Origin of the sequence: Huijunlia imazamoxiresistens, assembly GCF_037132455.1 — a bacterium.
In the GTDB taxonomy this organism is placed as follows: Bacteria; Bacteroidota; Bacteroidia; order Chitinophagales; family Chitinophagaceae; genus Flavisolibacter; species Flavisolibacter imazamoxiresistens.
The window spans coordinates 125823-142998 of record NZ_JBBBEI010000013.1 but is presented as its reverse complement, the minus strand read 5'-3'; the positions used below and the strand labels follow the sequence as shown (position 1 = coordinate 142998).

Below are 17176 nucleotides of genomic sequence, written 5' to 3'. Positions count from 1 at the left end.
TTTTACTACACAGCTACTTAGTAATAAACGACAAAGAGTTTAAAGTATACTCTATTTTTCCACCGATGTAAATGGCCGTCCTTTGCCGGGCTATGCGCCGGGGGCAAAACAAAAGTTCCCGTAACCGATACCAATAGAAGAGCCACCTGACCTTAAGGACAATGGAGGGAGCCGGCACCGACAGGACCGGCTTTTTACCCGGCCCGAAAACGTACGGATGAAGCTGCGCGGCAACCGGAAGACCCGGCCCAGGTGATGAGTGAATCGTCCTCCAATCCCTCACCCTCCCTGATGCGCCCCTGAACTTCCGATTTCCGGTGTTTTTTCCGAACAAAGGAGGGACCTGAATTGTTCCCAGAACAAAGCAAGGTCCATAGCTCCTGCCCACGGCAGGCGGGCAACAGCCCGGGCACTTTTGGTAGGCCTGCGCAGGCAGCAGAGAACGGCCGGGAAACCGAGAAGCAACAGCAGGCATTTTCCTGGCAGCACGCTGCTTTCCTTTTACAGGTCTTTTCAAATCTTGCTTAATGAAATCGATTACCATTCTGATTACCGACGACCATACACTGGTCCGGGAAACATGGAGCTATATATTGAATTCCGATTCCCGCTTTAATGTTGTGGGGGAGTGCGGCAGCGGTGAAGAGGCTGTGGAGCTGGTACAGGAGTTACAGCCCGACGTGGTGATCATGGACATCAACCTCCCGGGCATCAACGGCATCGAGGCCACCCGCCTGATCCGCAAGCTGGTGCCCGCCACCCGGGTGCTGGGCGTATCGGTACATTCGCAGGTGGCCTATGTGCGCAAGATGATCCAGGCCGGGGCCATGGGGTATGTGACCAAGAACTCTACCCGCCCGGAAATGTTCAAAGCCATCGAAGAGATCCACAGCGGCCGCAAGTACATTTGCGAAGAGATCAAGAACCTGCTGTCCGAACGCATGATCAGCGGGGGCGGCAGCGAGCAGACGGGCCTGGACTCCCTGACGCAGCGGGAGCTGGAGATCATCGAATTCATCCGCAAGGGCAACTCTTCCAAAGAGATCGCGGAAAGCCTCCACCTGTCGGTAAAGACCGTGGAAGTGCACCGCTACAACATCCTCAAAAAGCTGAACCTCCACCGCTCCTCCGAGCTGATCGAATTTATCAACAAACACCTGCCTCCGTCCGACTAAGCGAGGGGGCCCTATACGGGTCGCCCCGGTTGCAGCAGCCGGTCCAGGCCTTCCCGCTCGAACAGCAGGCGGCCCACCTTCATGTTCGACCAGCCCGGCAGCAGCCGGTAGGAAAAAACCGGTGTCTTCCCTTCCAGCTCGCATCCGAAATGGTAACAGGCCACGGCGCCCGCCTGCACTTCCGGCAGCTCCTTCAAGGGCTGCAAGTGCGTAGACACGAAAAAAACGGAGTTTTGGAATTGCGTCAGTCCCCGCAGGGTGGCGGCGCTGATGTCCAGGGCATCCTCCAGGCTGGTACCGCGGAAGAGCTCGTCGAAGATGGCAAAGCACCGGCCCGCACCGGCCGCCTCCACCACCCTTTTCACCTGTACCAGTTCGCTCATAAAATGGCTGTAGCCGCTTTGCAGGTCGTCGCGCAGGTCGATGGAAACCGACAGGTGGTCAAAGAACGGCAGCACACAGGCTTCCGCGGGCACGCCCAGCCCGGCATGCGCCAGGTACACGCAAAGTCCCACCGCCTTCAGGAACGTAGACTTGCCCGACATGTTGGCTCCCGTCAGCAGCACGACATTGGCTTCCGGGTGAATGCTGTTGCGCACCGGGCTTTTTAGCAGCGGGTGAAACAGGCCGGTCAGGGCCACCATATCCTTTATGGAAAAGCGCTGTTCGCGTACCCGTCCTTCGTAATGGGGCAGGTGCAGCTGCGACAGGAAGGCGTAGATCTCCTTCAGCTGCTGGCGGAAGGGTTTGGGGAAGGCGTCGGCCGCCAGGCGGGAAAAGTAAAAGTTGTACAGTCGGTGAAGCAGTAATACTACCTGTACCAGTTGCGCCCGCTGCCGGTAGCGCAGCGCCGGTGACAGCAGCAGCCGCCACTTCAGGCGTTTGCCGGCGAGCCTGTCCAGGGGAAAGCCATGCGCCAGGAAAAAATGCACCTCCCCCAGCTCTGTTCGGGAATAAGAGTAGTTTTCAAAAATCCCGTGCTGGGCGATCAATTCCTTCAGGACCTGCTGCCGTTCAAGGATCTCGGAAACTGCGGTTAGAGGTTCCCGTAATATAGTTGCCAGGATTTTTTTTGAATGGTCGTTCAGCGTGTGGTCGAACAGGGGCAGTATGTCTTCGGCAATATGCAGGTCATGGGCATGAGTCATAAAAAAAAAGCTAAGGGAAACGCTACGGTCGGGTTACGTAACCCCACGAACATACTAAAAAGGGGACGCCTGCCTGCAGGAAAAGGAAGGAAAAATGGAACTTAATGATTCAAGGAAACAGGCAGCCGCTGCAGAAAATGCCTTGCCAGAAAGCGGAAATTTATACGTTCAAAATATCATTAAAAAAATTGAAAGAAAATAGAACGTGTAACCTTTATCCGTCAAACAGCCTTACCCGTTCGAATCTGCTTGGTACATTAAAATGATCCGGATTGGATTCGAATCATGATCATAAGAAAATCCGGTCACTTGCATTTTCCTTCCACTCTGTCCATTCACTTCGGATCAAATAAAAGAAGCGATTTACATCCGAAAAGACACTGGCGGAAAACAAAAAAGGCTGCTCATTTCTGAACAGCCTTTTTCAAAATTCCATGGGAACTTTACCATGTGCCCCAGGCGGGAATCGAACCCGCACTCGCGTTGCGGCGAACAGGATTTTCGTACCTACTACAACTTTCGTTGCTTCGCTTTGCAGCGAATTTGTGGTCTGGACTTTCTCTTCACCATATCCAAGCTCGCTTGAATGTAGGTGCCGCCTGTCAAGTCTCTACACCTTCCTTTCCGGAGAAAGGCTTGGCTCGGGATTGCCATTCCTAGGAAAGGTTTCCCCGAATTTAAGCGGTTCTACTTCCCGCATTTCTACGGGAGCACTCAAATTTCTAATGTCGCAATAACATTAAAGAACTAAGTCCTGCGTGTCTACCAGTTCCACCACCAGGGCGCCAACAAAAAAATTTCTCCACGGGGGAGAAATTTTCTGAGCGGAAGACGAGATTCGAACCCGCGACCTCAACCTTGGCAAGGTTGCGCTCTACCAGCTGAGCTACTTCCGCGTAAAAAGAACAAACTAAAGGGGCTCCTTTTCAGAAACCTTAGAGCGGAAGACGAGATTCGAACCCGCGACCTCAACCTTGGCAAGGTTGCGCTCTACCAGCTGAGCTACTTCCGCATACTAAAACCTGGTGTACCTAAAATAACCCAAACGAAAAGAAAGCGAACTTACTTTCTAAAGGCTACAGAAGGCTTTCCCGAAGGAAATCAATCTGAGCGGAAGACGAGATTCGAACCCGCGACCTCAACCTTGGCAAGGTTGCGCTCTACCAGCTGAGCTACTTCCGCAATTAAAGAACTACTTTTTGATGTCTTATTTTTGACCGGGGTGCAAAGGTAAGTGACTTTTATATTCCGGCAAAATTTTTTTTAGCTTTTCTACTCTTACTTATACTTCGGAGTGTAGTAAGTGCTTTCAGGAACGGCTACATCCGGTTTGCCTTCATACCTTTCGGTATACAGGTGGTAGCAAGCACCCAAAGCAAACGACAGCAGGCAAAACACACTCAGGTAGAAGATGAAGGCAGAAGAAGAAACCCAGCTATGTGTAAAGTCTCTGTCCTGTACTTTCTCCAGTTCTTCCCGATATTCCTGTTTGTAATCTGGTTGATATTCCATGCGTCCGATTTGTGGTGCAAAAATAGGCGTTGAACCGAAATAACAAAGTTTTTCAAAAAAAACTTTATGCACATTATTCGAGGTGGAAAACAGGAGTCTGTAAGTCACCTGGCCGCTTACCGGCTCTCCTCCGCTGCCACGATCTCGGAGAACTTCGTTTTCTTCTTTGCAAAATGCTTCCAGGCGATGTTGCCGTGGTACACGCCCTGCAACTGTGACGTGCGGCGCCGCGGCAGCGTTCTTTTCTGACGGGTGCGGTGGAACACAAACCAATAGAGAAAGGCCAGGTGGGCATTGACGATGGCAAAGAAATAACCGCCGTCGCCGGACAGCAGCCCCTTCAGCGCCGACACATCATCCAGCAGGATGCGGAACGGGATCTTCCACCACTTCTCGCTCCACGGCAGGTTCTTGGCCAGCATGATCTGGTTGTTGCGGAAATTCAGGTAGGTTTTGCGGGAATTGCCCCGGGGCAGCGTGCCCCCGCCCACATGGTACACCACCGACCGGGGACAGCAAAACAGCTTCCGCCCCGACAGCTGCACCCGCCAGCACAGGTCGATCTCCTCCTGGTGGGCAAAAAAGTATTCGTCAAACCCTTTCAGCTCGTGGAAAACGGCACTCCGGATCAGCAGGGAGGCGCCGCTGGCCCAGAACACTTCGGTGGTGGTATCGTACTGGCCATGGTCTTCCTCGCACACGTCAAACACCCGGCCCCGGGCAAAGGGATAACCGTAGGCATCCAGCCAGCCGCCGCCAGCCCCGGCGTATTCAAACAGCTTTTTATGATGGTACGACCGGATTTTGGGCTGGCAGGCCGCGTAGCTTTCATCGCTCTCCAGCAGCTCCACCATCGGCTCCAGCCAGCCGGGCGTTACTTCCACATCCGAGTTCAGCAACATATAATAATCGGCGGACACTTCCTGGAGCGCCTCATTGTAGCCTTTGGCAAAACCGAAGTTGCGGGTGAGCGAAATAATTTCCACCTGCGGAAACCGCTCCTTTAAAAAGGCCACCGAATGGTCGGTGGAGGCGTTGTCGGCCACAATTACGCGAAGGTTGGGATAGCCCGACAACAGGACCGAAGGCAGAAATTGCTCTAAATAATGTTTGCCATTCCAGTTTAAGATCACAATGGCAAGCGATGGGAAACGCGTCAACGGAATAAATAATTTTTTCAAAAGTAAGTGAAGCGGTGCGATACTCGTTATTTTCGGATCATGTTTCGTCAATTCCTTGACTGGCGGGTGCTGCTGTCTGTGGTCGCCATCCTGATCGTCAGCGGCACTGTCTGGTACTCTTCCTACCTGGCCAAAAAAATCGAAAGAGATGAAAAACAAAAAGTGGAAGAATGGGTGGAGGCCTCCAAATCGCTGCTGAACCCGGCCACCGTGGATACCCGCCTGCACCTATTAATTATTAAGGGCACCGATATCCCCATCATCGAAACCGACGAAAAGGACAGCGTGACCAACTGGACCAACCTCGACTCGGCCCAGGTGCTCGCCGGCTGGCCCAAAGGCGACCGCCAGGAAGTGCCGAACCAGAACACCTACCTGCAAAAAAAGCTGCGCTCCTTCCGCTCGGCCCACCCCCCTATCGAATGGAACGACCCGCTCAACCCCGGCCAGAGCAACCGCTATTATTTCGGCGAATCGCTGCTGCTGCAGGAAGTGCGTTACTACCCGCTGGCACAACTGCTGATCGTGGGCCTCTTTATTACCGTCACCCTGGTGATGCTGCGCAGCAGCTACCGCTCCACCCAGAACCAGGTATGGGCCGGCATGGCCAAGGAAACCGCCCACCAGCTGGGCACGCCGGTCTCATCGCTGGAGGGCTGGATCGAAATCCTTAAAGAAACCCCCGGCGTGGAAAAGTACGTGCCCGAGCTGGAAAAGGACGTCACCCGCCTGCGCCTGGTATCGGACCGGTTCGGCAAGATCGGCAGCAAGCCGCAGCTGGAGGAACGCAACATCATCCGCCAGGTGGAGGACATGGTGGAATATATCCGCAAGCGGGCGCCGGGCAAGGTGTCCTTTACGATGAACACCCATGGGCTCACCCACCTGCCGGTACTGATCTCGGGTCCCCTGTTCGACTGGGTCATCGAGAACCTGCTCAAAAACGCCCTCGACGCCATGGATGGCAAAGGCGCCATCACCCTGGACATCGTCAACGGGGAAAAAGAGGTGGTCATCGACATCAGCGATACCGGCAAGGGCATCAGCAAGCAAAATATTTCCAGGGTGTTCCACCCGGGCTTTACCACCAAGAAACGCGGATGGGGCCTGGGTTTGAGCCTCTCCCGGCGGATCATCGAACAATACCACAAGGGAGATATTTCCGTAAAAAATTCAGAAATTGGAAAAGGAACAACATTTCGTATTGTTTTGAAAAAATAATCCCCTACATTTGCAACCCGCAACGATGCCCAGGTGGTGAAATTGGTAGACACGCTACTTTGAGGTGGTAGTCCCCGTAAAGGGGGTGCTGGTTCGAATCCAGTCTTGGGCACGACGACTAAAAGCCCTGTAGTTTAAACTGCAGGGCTTTTCGTTTTGGATCCGTCCAGCCTCCCCTTCCTTTTCGTTTGTACGGCACCGTAAAACCGCCGTTTTCCCTTTACCGCAAAAAAAATCCCCTCCGCCGGGCGGAAGGGACAAAAATTTTGGAGGTGCTCTGGTATTTTTCTTTTGTCGGTTTCAACGGGTTCAGGCACCTGAAATTTTTCAAGGATTGGAGGGTTCTTCGGATACCGGACAGGAAAACGGTTTTCAAAACATGGGATCTTGGACAACAACCTTTCAGGCCTCCACAGAATCATTGGATTATTTTACTGGCTTTTCACGGGACCGGATACACTATAGAAGCAGCAGCTTCTTTTCCTATGGTGGCAACTGCCGGACTCCAATCCATTGGCAGCGCAAAAATACAAAGCGCTACAAGCTCAGCAATTGGAAGGATGCCGTAATTTGATTTTATGGTTTTTCCTTAAAATAGGTCAAATCACTGGCGCCGGCCCCCTGAAAAGCCTGTAGCCGCTTCTCCCCTTTATTTCTTGCCCACATCGCCGGGAGCCACCGGCTGGGGTACCCGGTTATGGACCGGGGGCAGGGATTTCAGGTAGGCGAAAACCGCCCGGAGATCCTCATCCGTCATCCGGGCCAGTTGCGGCCAGGGCATGGGCGGCAGAATATCGCGTCCGCCCGGATGGCCCATATGCTTGCCCGTTTTCATGGCATTTACAAAGTTCTCCAGGGTCCAGGCCCCGATGCCGGTGGCCGAGTCGGAGGTGAGGTTGGCGGCGAAGGAACCGCCCCAGGGGCCCACGAAGGCGGTGATGTCGGGCGCCATCAGCACCCAGTTGCCCGGCCGGGTGGCCTTCGGATCCATGGGCGGCAGGGTGCTGCCCGCCGGGTGGCCCGACAGCAGCCGGCTGGTGTCCGGGACCGGCCCTTTGGGGGTCATGACCTTGGGCGAATGGCAGTCGTGGCAGCCGCTGGTGGCCACGATATAGCCGCCCCGCTGCACCGGGTCCACCTCCGTTACCGGGCCGCCGCCCCCGCCGCCGGGGGCGGGCTTGTCCGAGTGGCCGGAAGTGCAAAAAGAAAGCGTTCCGACAACAGCCGCCAGCACCGCAACTGTCGCTGATTGGGTAACATTCTGACGCATAGGTGTAGGGTTTTATGTGCCAATTAAGTTATCCACATTTTCGCATTTTTCCATCCGCCACGGCCTTCCTCCTTATCCTATATTTTACCTTCTGTATTATTCATGACCCACTGCGCCCCTCCCGCCAACTTATCCACAGTTTGCTAAAGGATTTAGGAAGAGGTGTTACTTTGTAGAAACTTTTCGGAATGCCTACCCATATCAAATGCCCCGGTTGTGCCACCCTGATCGATGTGGAACATGTATTGTCGGCCGATGCCGAGCAAAAGATCCGCCAGCAATACGAACAGCAGATGCAGCAGGCTTACGGCCAGATCAACGCCGAAAAGAAAAAGCTGCTGGATGACCAGAAGCTCTTCGAGGAAAAGCGGAAACGGGAAAACGAACTGTTTCAGCAAAAGCTGCTGCAGGAAAAACAAAAGCTCGAAACCGAAATCAACCAGCAACTGCGCCGCACCATCGCCACCGATTACGAAAACCAGCTGCGCCTGCTGAAACAAAATATTTCGGAAAACGAAGAGCGCCTCAAAGCCGCCCGGGAAAAAGAGTTCGAATTTTTGAAGAAAGAACAGGAACTAAAAAATAAAGAACAGGAGCTGGAGATCCTGCTGCAGAAAAAGCTGCTGGAGGAAAGGGCCCAGCTGGCCCAGCAGATCCGCAAGGAGGAAACCGACCGCAACCACGTCAAGGAAACCGAATACCAGCTGAAGCTCCGCGAGCTGGAAAAACAACTGGAAGACCAGCGCCGCCTGGCCGACGAAATGAAGCGCCGGGCCGAACAGGGCTCCATGCAGCTGCAGGGCGAAGCCCAGGAACTGCTGCTGGAAGAATACCTCCGCGACCACTTCCCCTACGATACGGTGGAAGAAGTGGGCAAGGGCGTGGAAGGAGCCGACTGCATGCAGACCGTCCGAAATAAACTGGGCGCCGACTGCGGCCGCATCATCTTCGAAAGCAAGCGTACCAAGGCCTTCAACAACGCCTGGATCGACAAGCTCAAAACTGACATGCGCAACAAGCAGGCCGACGTCGCCATCCTGGTGACCCAGGCCTACCCCAAGGACATGACCTGCTTTGGCGAACGCGACGGCGTCTGGATCTGCTCCTTCGCCGAGGTGGTGGCCCTCACCAACGCCCTGCGGCATACCATCATCCGCATCGCCGAAACCCAAAAGGCCGAAGAGAACAAGGGCGAGAAAATGCAGATGCTGTACACCTACCTGACCGGCACGGAATTCCGCCAGCAGATCGAAACCATTGTCGAAGGCTTCCTGTCGCTGAAAAACAACATCACCAAGGAACGCATCCTGATGGAAAAGATGTGGAAAGAGCGGGAAAAGCAACTGGAAAAGGTCCTCCTCAGCACCTCCGGCCTGTACGGCTCCATCAAAGGCATCGCCGGCGCCTCCATCGGCGAGATCCCCCTGCTGGAAGAAGGAGAAGCCGTGGAATTGGATAATTAGGGGATTGGTTAATTGGTTAATTGGGATATTAGGAGGAACCCTCCTATGGATCAATAAAATTAAAAGGGCATGGGTGAAGAACCCATGCCCTTTTTTATTTAGAAAAGTAGCCCTCCCAATTAACCAATACCCAAATTAACCCATCAATCCGCTCCCCGCGCCTTCGGTCACCACAAAACTGATCACTGCATCGGGGAAGAAATAGGAATGAAGGGTCAGCGGGACGGGGCGGCCTTTGCGGAAAAGCACCTCCGTTTCCCAGACGGTTTCCGAGATCTGGCGTACCCGCTGCACGCAGATGTGCTGGCGGAAGTCTACCTCCCCTACCCCATACCATTTAAATACGGCTTCCTTGCAACTCCACAGCAGGGTCAGCAGGGCCGAGGACGAAACCGTGGCCGCTGCCGGCGTTTCCAAAACAGCGTCCAGCCCCTGGACGGTGGCCCACTGGCCATTGCCCTGGATCCATTCCACGGCCGCCGGCTCGTCCACACCCAGGAACTTGTGCCGGATCCGCTCCACCTTTACCGAGGGCACCTCGATATCCACCCCCACCCTTTGGGTTTTACTGACGATGGCGGCGGCATAGTCGCTGCAATGCGAAATGGAAAAGTGATAGGCTTCGTCCTGCAGGTAGGGCTTCCGGGTATCGGCCACCAGGATGAGGGAAACCGGGAACTCGGGGAACAGGTGCTTCAGCAGGTAGCGACCGGCCAGGTGCTGGAGGTTTTTGTGCGGGTGCGAAACGTTGCGCTGGGGCAGCACCTTGAGGCGGAAAAACGCTTCTTCCTCTTCTATCCTCCAGATCCCCAGCTTTGTATCTTCGGTAATATCCTTTTGAAAATAAATAGGCATATCAAATTTTGCAATTACTTTGCCGCTTCCAAAATTGGAGCATTAATCCTCAAAAGTCAAATATTCATGATTCTTTCCGATAAGCGTATCCTGGAAGAAATGGCCCAGGGCACCATTGTTATCCAACCCTACCACCGCGACTGCCTGGGCAGCAACAGCTACGACGTGCACCTGGGAAAGACGCTGGCCACCTACGTGGATACTACCCTCGACGCCCGGAAACACAATCAGATCGAGTATTTTGAGATCCCCGAGGAGGGCATTGTGCTGCAGCCCCATATTTTTTACCTCGGCGTAACGATGGAATATACCGAAACCCATGCCCATGTGCCCTTCCTGGAAGGAAAAAGCAGCACCGGCCGCCTGGGCATCGACATCCACGCCACCGCCGGCAAGGGCGACGTGGGCTTTTGCGGCAACTGGACCCTGGAAATTTCGGTCAAGCAGCCCGTCCGGGTCTATGCCGGCATGCCGGTGGGACAGCTCATCTACTTCCCGGTGGAAGGCGAGATCGAAGTGAAATACAACCAGAAACAAGGCGCCAAATACAGCGGCCAGCCCAACCGGCCGGTGGAAAGCATGATGTGGAAAAACAAGTTTTAGGGAATTGGTTCATTAGGAATTAGGAAAACCCTCCTATAAATAATAAAAGAAAAGGGCATGGAAGCATTTTCCGTGTCCTTTTTACATTTCAGGACGTTTCTCCTCCCAATACCCCAATGAACCAATGAACCAATTCCTTTCCAGCGTGCTCAGATGACAGGAATAAATATTTTGTGCCAGACCACAAAAAGATGGGGTTGGGTGCCAAAAATCCACAATTTCCCCGCCCCGCTGGGGCCTTTCCACTGGTTTTCCGGCAGTTCTGCGGTTTTTTCCTCATGTATGAAAATTATTCACAGCAACTGCCGAATGGCATTTTGTTTGTGTCGTTTCCCGGTTCGTAAAAAAATTGCCGTTATGGATCTTAATCATTTTCATGCTCTTAGCCAGGAAGGGCAAAAAGAAACTGTCCTGAAACGGGCGGTCTTCCTTTCGGAACGGAAAACCGATTATTTTACCATAATGCTCTACCAGCTCGACGGTTTTTACATCGAAGTATTTACCCAGAAAAGCGATCATTCCATAGTCTGGATCAAAAGCTTTACCTCTACCGAATCCCTTACCCCCTACCTGTCTCAAATCAATTTGTCTAACCTGTTTTAACGTACGATTGTTATGAAGCTTCGGGATTTTGTTTGCCTCAGCGAAGTTGGGAAAGATGAGGCTGTGTTCTTAAAAGGAAACTATGTGACCGAGAGTATCACCCACGGCTATAAAGTGGTCCTGTACCAGATTGACGACTTTTATGTGGAGGTGTACCTGGATAAGTTCCGTAACGAGGTCAAAAAATACAACGGCTGCGTCCGCTCCGACCTGCTGCGCCAGCTTGAGCTGGGTTGAGGCCCGCCCGGCAGCCTTTGCCTACATCCATAAGTTCCTGAGTTCCCTTTAAATGGACTGCATCCCGTACTTTTTGCCGTAGGCGATCAGCCAGGAGATCACCTCGTTGTAGGTCATTTTGCCCTTGGGCTGGCTGTTCCAGCGCAGGAACTCGTCGTACAGCGACGAGACCACGGGCTCCATGGCGTTGTCGGTTTGCAGGAAGTAGTTGATCAGGGCCAGGTTGTCCGCCACCACCTGCGGGTGCAGGTGGCGCAGGTAGCCTTGTGCCCGAAGGGTATCGCGGCGGTTCATTTCGCCGATGGCGTAGCGGTACAGCTCGTAATAGACCGAGTAGCGGAATTCGGCGCTGGCAGACCGGCGGCAGGCCAGGTAGGCCGCGAAGTTGGCCTCGTTCTCCTTGGCGTAGCCCAGCTGGTGGCCGATCTCGTGGGTCACCACGAAGGGCTTGATAAAGGCCGGGATGGAGGTTTTGATCTGCGCCTCGCCGGTAAAGGGATTGTAGTAGCCGGTAAAACCGAAGAAATGGCCAATGCTGCTGAACACCGACGGCTTGATGGAAGGGTGCCGCAGGGCCAGGAAGGGCAGCTCCTTCTCGGCTTCGCGGAAGGCCGCCATGCCGCCTTCGAACAGCAGCCGGTTGCTTTCCAGTTCGGACCGCTCTCCCGGGTTCACCCGGGCCGCACAGGCATTGAGCCGCTGCAGCAGCACGGTGGTGAGGGTATCGAGGTCCTGCACACTGTAGGGGGCCACCTGCAGCCCCAGCTGCCGGGCCACGCCCTGCCGGTTGTAGTTCAGCCCCCAGAAGATGTTGAATACCAGGTAGATGCCCGTCACCAGGCGCAGGAACTTTTTCAGCAGCACCAGCGACAGGTACTCCTTTACCTGCCGGCGGCCGAGGATGCCGATTAGTTTGCCGGCCTTGGCCACCAGGTAAAAAAAGGCGGCGCCGTACAGCAGGTCGCCCACGCTCACCGGCACCCAGCCAAAGACCAGGCGCAGCACGGCTGCCACCTTGGGGTAAAACCCATAGGTGTAGTACCGCTCCACCCAGCCGGCATTGAGGGAGAGGAGCTTGATCAGGGCGGCTACCGACAGCAGGGCCACCAGAATTTTATCGCGTAAAATGCTTCGAATCATAAGGTCAAGCGCAATTTCGTTAAAATATTGTATTTATGCCAACCGATTTCCATTCAAAGTCGTTACCTTTGCACACCTGAAATTTTTTTGGTCATGAGTAACCGCCGGGAATACGAGATTGCCTTTGTAGGTTTAAAGCCCGGAACGCACCAATTTGATTATCAGATCGATGATTCGTTCTTTGAAGACTTCCAGGAACAGGACTTCCGGAATGTCCATGCCCAGGTGACCGTAGTGCTGGAAAAAAGCTCGTCGAGCTTTATGCTCCTGCGGTTCAGCACGGGTGGACAGGTGGAAGTGACCTGCGACCGCTGCAACAGTAACCTGCCCTTGCAATTATTTGACGAGTTCGTGGTTACGGTGAAAATGGTCGACAACCCGGATGAAATGAATGCCCAGGAAGAAGACCCGGACGTTCATTACATTTCCAGGGGCGAAAGCCACCTGGAGATCAAAGGCTGGCTTTACGAGTTCATCAACCTGAGCCTTCCGATGCAAAAGACCTGCGAATATGAAAATATGGACGGTCCGCACTGCAACCCGGAAGCCCGGGACCTGCTGAACAACATGAAATCATCCGGAGAAGAACACGAAAACCCGATCTGGAAAGACCTGAAAAAGTTTAAAGACTTGGACGGCGAATAGTCAGAAAGTTCCAACGGTAACAACGGTCTACGCCCCCGGGCGGAAACCAAACAACAAGGAAATCCAAATCCAGTAAACAGTATATCCATTTAATCTGAGTAATCAGAAGTTAGAAACAGAAAGTAAATTATTGAGTTATGCCAAATCCCAAACGCAGACATTCTCAGCAAAGAAGTGCAAAGCGCAGAACCCACTACAAAGCTGTAGCTGCTACGCTGTCAACCGATACCACAACCGGTGAAATACACGTTCGCCACCGCGCTCACGTGAGCGAAGGCAAGCTGTATTACAAAGGACAAGTGGTTGCCGAGAACGCGCCTGCTTTTAAAAAGTAAACATTCTTTCGAGCTACATCCGGAGCCTGATTTCCCAATCAGGCTTTGGATTTTTTATTTTACAGGGTACCAATGCACATAGGAATCGATATCATGGGCGGCGACTTTGCCCCCCTGGAAGCCATTAAAGGTATTCAACAGTATTTTTCCGAATCCACCCAACCGGCCCGCCTCACCCTTATCGGGGACGAGAAAAAAGCCGCTTCCGTACTGGCTGAAATCCCCCTGCCCCCGAACGCCTATACCCTGGTGCACGCTCCCCAGGTGATCGATATGCACGAACACCCCACCAAAGCCCTGAAAGAAAAACAAAAATCTTCCATCGCCATCGGGTTTTACCTCCTGGCCACCGGCAAGCTCGACGCCTTCATCAGCGCCGGCAATACCGGGGCGATGCTGGTAGGTTCGCTGTACAGCCTCAAACCCATCGAAGGCGTGCTCCGCCCCACCATCTCCACCCTCGTTCCCAAAGAAGACGGATCCACCGGGCTGCTGCTCGACGTGGGCCTGAATTCGGATTGCAAGCCCGAGCAACTGAACCAGTTTGCCGTCATGGGCAGCGTGTACGCCCAGCACATCCTGGGGATTGACCGGCCCAAAGTGGCCCTGCTCAATATCGGGGAAGAGGAAGGAAAGGGCAACCTCCTGGCCCAAGCCACCTATCCCCTGCTCAAGGCCAACAAGTCGCTGAACTTCGTGGGCAACGTCGAAGGCCGCGACCTGTTTCTCGGCAAGGCCGACGTAATGGTCTGCGACGGCTTTACCGGCAACATTATCCTCAAACTGTCCGAGTCGCTGTTCGAGCTCACCCGCCGCAAAGAGATCCACCACGACTACTTCGACCGCTTCAATTTTGAGAACTACGGCGGCACCCCCGTGCTGGGCATCGCCAAACCGGTGATCATCGGCCACGGCATTTCCAAGGCCAAAGCCTTCAAAAACATGGTCCTCCTGGCCCATAAAATGCTGGAAACGGAGGTGATGCAGAAACTTCATGCGGAACTGCGGTAAGTTCCTGAGTTCCTGAGTTAGTTCCTACGTGAGTTCCGTTTTCGGGAAAAAGGTTCGGGACTTTAGCCATGTACACTATTTATTATATTTATATTTTTCATTTCCAGGCTTCCTGACTTTTACTCCTTCGGCCGTTTTTTGCTTATTGTCCCTTGCCTATTGTCTATTTTTCCCGCTACCTCATCTATTTTTCCTTTTTCGTAAACCGTTTTTCCGCATCCGGCATTAAACCCGGAAAAAGGCGGCCTTTCTTTGCGGGACAAAATTCAGAATATGAAACTTTTTACTTCTTCTTTGCTCTGCGTGGCGCTGGCTGCTGGAACTGCAAACGCCCAGGTAGGTGCAATAGCCGTAAGTAACGCTCCCGCTCCTGTAGTTTTAATCGATGAAGCGGAAAACGGTACCATCCAGGGCCGCATCACCACTACCGACAATAAACCCGCCGCTTTTGTAAATATCTCGCTGAAGGAAATCAATAAAAACACCCTGACCGACGAAAAAGGATATTTCCTCATCCGCAATATAAAACCCGGAAATTATACCCTGACCATCACCATGGCCGGCCTGCAGCCCCAGGAAAAAGCCGTGGAAGTACGCGCCAAGGAAGTGACCGGCGTAGAACTGTCGCTGGCGGAAGACCACAAACAGCTGGACGAGATCGTGGTCACTTCCCAGAAAAGCTTCAACGCCCACCCCACCGCCATCGGCAAAGTAGCCATCGACCCCATGGACCTGCCCCAGAGCGTGGCCGTGATCGGCCAGGGCGTCCTGCGCGACCAGCAGGTGCAGCGCCTGAGCGATGTGATCAAGAACGTCAACGGCATGTACCTGACCACCACCCGCGGCAACGCACAGGAAAGCTTCGGCTCGCGTGGTTACGGCCTTTCCAGCACCAACCTGTTCAAAAACGGCGCCCGGGTAAACGTGGGCATCATGCCGGAGATGAGCTCGCTGGAAAAAGTGGAAGTGCTGAAAGGCAGCGCCGCCATCCTCTACGGCCAGGTAGCCCCCGGCGGTATCATCAACATGGTGACCAAGCAACCGAAGTTCAACTTCGGCGGCGAAGTATCCTTCCGCGGCGGCAGCTACGACCTGTACAAACCCTCCTTTGACGTCTACGGCCCGGCCACCAAAAACATCGCCTACCGCCTCAACGGTACCTATGAAACTGCCGGCAGCTACCGCAACGGTGTTTCCTCCAAGCGCTACTACGTCAACCCCTCCCTGCTGTTCAAGCTGGGCGAACGCACCGACCTGGTACTGGAAGCCGACTACCTGAAACATGACTATACCCCCGACTTCGGCATCGGCTCTGTCGGCAACACCCTGGTTACCCCCGTATCCCGCTCGACATTCTTCAACGCTCCCTGGGCGTACAACAAGGTAACGCAGACCGCCGGCACCGCCACCGTGAAACACCAGTTCAACAGCGACTGGACGCTGTCCGCTATCGCCGCCTACCAGGATTATAACCGCGACTACATGTCCACCGAAAGGATCCAGGCTGCCGCCAACGGCGACTGGGAACGCCCCCTGGGCCGCATGGACCAAAAGGAAACCTACTACATGGGCCAGGTGAACCTGACCGGCAAGTTCCAGACCGGCGCCGTAGCCCACACCCTGCTGTCCGGCATGGATGCCGACCGCTCCGTAGTCAACAATACCGACTTCACCTTCGCGGCTGCCAACGGCTTCAAGTCCGGCACTTACGACAAGATCAACCTGCTGGATGGGGGTAAATTCATCGCCCGCACCGATATCCCCACTTCCAGCGCCATCCGCAAAAGAGAAACACCGGTGAACCGCGCCGGCGCCTATATCCAGGACCTGGTGAAACTGTCGTCGAAATTCAACCTGCTGGCCGGTATCCGCTGGTCATACGTGAAGAACGCCGCCGTGGATTCCACCAACCTGCTGACCAATGCCAAAACCAAAGGAAAGGATGATTCCGAAAAAGCCTTCTCTCCCCGTTTCGGCCTGGTGTACAAGCCCTTTAACACCACCTCCGTCTTCGCCAGCTACTCCAACTCCTTCAACGTGGTTTCCGGAACGGACGTTTATGGCAAACAGCTGGATCCCGCCCAGATTGACCAGTACGAGATCGGCGTGAAGAACGACTTCTTCCAGGGACGGTTCTCGGCCAACGTTACGGCTTATCGCATCGTGAACGACAACCTGACCCAAACCGCCCTGTTCAAGGCAGATGGCGTTACCCAGAACTCCGACGCCTCCATCAAGATGGTATCCGGTACCAGCACCAGCGACGGCGTGGAAGTGGACCTGGCCGGTCAGCCGGTTACCGGTTTGAACGTAATGGCCGGTTACGCTTACAACTATATGCGCATCACCAAAAGCTCCGGTTTGAAAAACAGCCCGGTTGAAGGCGAGCGCCTGGTGAACAACCCCGCCCATACCGCCAACGCCTCGGTGTTCTACACGTTCCAGAACAACAAGCTGAAAGGCGTGAAAATAGGCGCGATTGCCAACTACATCGGCGAACGCGTAGGCGGCTGGAACAACACCATCAACCAAACGCAAGGTTACGACCGCCGCATCTTTGTCGACGGCTATACCACCATCGACCTGTCCGCCGGCTATACCTTCAAAAAAGTATCGCTGCTGGCCAAGGTGTCGAACCTGACCAACGTCTACAACTACACCGTACACGAAAACTACAGCATCAACCCGATCGCACCCACCCAGTTTTCCGGCACGATCTCTTACCGCTTCTAGTTCATTCCTATAAAATGAAAAAAGGCAAAACGGTTCCCGTTTTG

16 protein-coding genes and 4 tRNA genes are annotated in these 17176 nt (G+C 54.0%); 11 read left to right on the top strand and 9 right to left on the bottom strand.

The features are described 5' to 3' along the window. Positions 1-527 precede the first annotated feature (527 nt). Positions 528-1175: a response regulator gene (locus V9K67_RS16525; protein WP_336724244.1), complete on the top strand. Its 648-nt coding sequence runs from the start codon at positions 528-530 to the stop codon at positions 1173-1175. 11 nt (positions 1176-1186) lie between these two features. Here V9K67_RS16525 and V9K67_RS16520 read toward each other — a convergent pair whose 3' ends face one another. The 6 genes from V9K67_RS16520 to V9K67_RS16495 all read right to left on the bottom strand — a co-directional run bounded on the left by V9K67_RS16520 (position 1187) and on the right by V9K67_RS16495 (position 4995). Then, positions 1187-2323 (bottom strand): MutS-related protein, encoded by a 1137-nt coding sequence (locus V9K67_RS16520; RefSeq protein WP_336724241.1) that lies wholly within the window; start codon positions 2321-2323, stop codon positions 1187-1189. Positions 2324-3146: 823 nt separating this feature from the next. Then, a tRNA-Gly gene (locus V9K67_RS16515) sits at positions 3147-3219 on the bottom strand. A 43-nt stretch (positions 3220-3262) separates the two neighbouring features. Next, positions 3263-3335: transfer RNA gene (locus tag V9K67_RS16510), tRNA-Gly, on the bottom strand. Positions 3336-3432: 97 nt separating this feature from the next. Continuing rightward, positions 3433-3505 (bottom strand) — tRNA-Gly (locus tag V9K67_RS16505). A gap of 96 nt (positions 3506-3601) precedes the next feature. Next, entirely contained in the window at positions 3602-3835 is a 234-nt protein-coding gene (locus V9K67_RS16500) for a hypothetical protein (protein WP_336724239.1), read from the bottom strand. 116 nt (positions 3836-3951) lie between these two features. After that, a complete protein-coding gene (locus V9K67_RS16495) occupies positions 3952-4995 on the bottom strand; it encodes a glycosyltransferase (protein WP_336724237.1) in 1044 nt (347 codons plus the stop codon). A gap of 60 nt (positions 4996-5055) precedes the next feature. On the opposite strand from V9K67_RS16495, the gene V9K67_RS16490 reads away from it, so the two are divergent. Both V9K67_RS16490 and V9K67_RS16485 read left to right on the top strand, forming a co-directional pair. Beyond that, positions 5056-6237, top strand: coding sequence for a sensor histidine kinase (locus tag V9K67_RS16490; RefSeq protein ID WP_336724236.1), 1182 nt, complete (start codon positions 5056-5058; stop codon positions 6235-6237). Positions 6238-6264: 27 nt separating this feature from the next. Further along, positions 6265-6349: transfer RNA gene (locus V9K67_RS16485), tRNA-Leu, on the top strand. A gap of 537 nt (positions 6350-6886) precedes the next feature. Here the strand turns inward: V9K67_RS16485 and V9K67_RS16480 are convergent. Beyond that, a complete protein-coding gene (locus V9K67_RS16480; protein WP_336724234.1) occupies positions 6887-7507 on the bottom strand; it encodes a c-type cytochrome in 621 nt (206 codons plus the stop codon). Positions 7508-7695: 188 nt separating this feature from the next. Here V9K67_RS16480 and V9K67_RS16475 point away from each other — a divergent pair, with 188 nt between their 5' ends. Next, complete coding sequence (locus V9K67_RS16475) at positions 7696-8970, top strand: DUF2130 domain-containing protein (protein ID WP_336724232.1); 1275 nt, start codon at positions 7696-7698, stop codon at positions 8968-8970. A gap of 135 nt (positions 8971-9105) precedes the next feature. On the opposite strand, the gene V9K67_RS16470 is transcribed toward V9K67_RS16475, so the two are convergent. Beyond that, positions 9106-9825 carry a 4'-phosphopantetheinyl transferase family protein gene (locus V9K67_RS16470; protein ID WP_336724229.1) on the bottom strand — a complete coding sequence of 240 codons (720 nt, stop codon included), beginning with the start codon at positions 9823-9825 and terminating at the stop codon, positions 9106-9108. 66 nt (positions 9826-9891) lie between these two features. On the opposite strand from V9K67_RS16470, the gene dcd reads away from it, so the two are divergent. From dcd to V9K67_RS16455, 3 genes are all read left to right on the top strand, one after another. Then, positions 9892-10428, top strand: a complete 537-nt coding sequence (gene dcd, locus V9K67_RS16465) for a dCTP deaminase (RefSeq protein ID WP_336724228.1) — start codon at positions 9892-9894, stop codon at positions 10426-10428. A 357-nt stretch (positions 10429-10785) separates the two neighbouring features. Continuing rightward, complete coding sequence (locus tag V9K67_RS16460) at positions 10786-11031, top strand: hypothetical protein (protein WP_336724226.1); 246 nt, start codon at positions 10786-10788, stop codon at positions 11029-11031. A gap of 84 nt (positions 11032-11115) precedes the next feature. Next, positions 11116-11268: a hypothetical protein gene (locus V9K67_RS16455; protein WP_336724225.1), complete on the top strand. Its 153-nt coding sequence runs from the start codon at positions 11116-11118 to the stop codon at positions 11266-11268. Positions 11269-11316: 48 nt separating this feature from the next. Here V9K67_RS16455 and V9K67_RS16450 read toward each other — a convergent pair whose 3' ends face one another. Then, on the bottom strand, positions 11317-12408 hold the full coding sequence (locus V9K67_RS16450; protein ID WP_336724222.1) for a DUF3810 domain-containing protein: 1092 nt from the start codon (positions 12406-12408) through the stop codon (positions 11317-11319). Between the two features lie 93 nt (positions 12409-12501). Here V9K67_RS16450 and V9K67_RS16445 point away from each other — a divergent pair, with 93 nt between their 5' ends. The 4 genes from V9K67_RS16445 to V9K67_RS16430 all read left to right on the top strand — a co-directional run bounded on the left by V9K67_RS16445 (position 12502) and on the right by V9K67_RS16430 (position 17132). Next, a complete protein-coding gene (locus V9K67_RS16445) occupies positions 12502-13053 on the top strand; it encodes a YceD family protein (protein ID WP_336724220.1) in 552 nt (183 codons plus the stop codon). 137 nt (positions 13054-13190) lie between these two features. Continuing rightward, positions 13191-13388, top strand: a complete 198-nt coding sequence (rpmF, locus tag V9K67_RS16440) for a 50S ribosomal protein L32 (protein WP_336724219.1) — start codon at positions 13191-13193, stop codon at positions 13386-13388. A gap of 72 nt (positions 13389-13460) precedes the next feature. Further along, on the top strand, positions 13461-14399 hold the full coding sequence (gene plsX, locus V9K67_RS16435) for a phosphate acyltransferase PlsX (RefSeq protein ID WP_336724217.1): 939 nt from the start codon (positions 13461-13463) through the stop codon (positions 14397-14399). Positions 14400-14672: 273 nt separating this feature from the next. After that, the gene (locus V9K67_RS16430) at positions 14673-17132 is read left to right on the top strand and encodes a TonB-dependent siderophore receptor (RefSeq protein ID WP_336724215.1); all 2460 of its coding nucleotides are present in this window, start codon (positions 14673-14675) and stop codon (positions 17130-17132) included. Positions 17133-17176 lie beyond the last annotated feature (44 nt).

Excerpts from the sequence above, each read along its gene's own strand:
- V9K67_RS16525 (WP_336724244.1), top strand. The coding sequence starts at position 528 with ATGAAATCGATTACCATTCTGATTACCGACGACCATACACTGGTCCGG.
- V9K67_RS16520 (WP_336724241.1), bottom strand. The coding sequence starts at position 2,323 with ATGACTCATGCCCATGACCTGCATATTGCCGAAGACATACTGCCCCTG.
- V9K67_RS16500 (WP_336724239.1), bottom strand. The coding sequence starts at position 3,835 with ATGGAATATCAACCAGATTACAAACAGGAATATCGGGAAGAACTGGAG.
- V9K67_RS16490 (WP_336724236.1), top strand. The coding sequence starts at position 5,056 with ATGTTTCGTCAATTCCTTGACTGGCGGGTGCTGCTGTCTGTGGTCGCC.
- V9K67_RS16480 (WP_336724234.1), bottom strand. The coding sequence starts at position 7,507 with ATGCGTCAGAATGTTACCCAATCAGCGACAGTTGCGGTGCTGGCGGCT.
- V9K67_RS16475 (WP_336724232.1), top strand. The coding sequence starts at position 7,696 with ATGCCTACCCATATCAAATGCCCCGGTTGTGCCACCCTGATCGATGTG.
- V9K67_RS16470 (WP_336724229.1), bottom strand. The coding sequence starts at position 9,825 with ATGCCTATTTATTTTCAAAAGGATATTACCGAAGATACAAAGCTGGGG.
- dcd (WP_336724228.1), top strand. The coding sequence starts at position 9,892 with ATGATTCTTTCCGATAAGCGTATCCTGGAAGAAATGGCCCAGGGCACC.
- V9K67_RS16460 (WP_336724226.1), top strand. The coding sequence starts at position 10,786 with ATGGATCTTAATCATTTTCATGCTCTTAGCCAGGAAGGGCAAAAAGAA.
- V9K67_RS16450 (WP_336724222.1), bottom strand. The coding sequence starts at position 12,408 with ATGATTCGAAGCATTTTACGCGATAAAATTCTGGTGGCCCTGCTGTCG.
- V9K67_RS16445 (WP_336724220.1), top strand. The coding sequence starts at position 12,502 with ATGAGTAACCGCCGGGAATACGAGATTGCCTTTGTAGGTTTAAAGCCC.
- rpmF (WP_336724219.1), top strand. The coding sequence starts at position 13,191 with ATGCCAAATCCCAAACGCAGACATTCTCAGCAAAGAAGTGCAAAGCGC.
- plsX (WP_336724217.1), top strand. The coding sequence starts at position 13,461 with ATGCACATAGGAATCGATATCATGGGCGGCGACTTTGCCCCCCTGGAA.
- V9K67_RS16430 (WP_336724215.1), top strand. The coding sequence starts at position 14,673 with ATGAAACTTTTTACTTCTTCTTTGCTCTGCGTGGCGCTGGCTGCTGGA.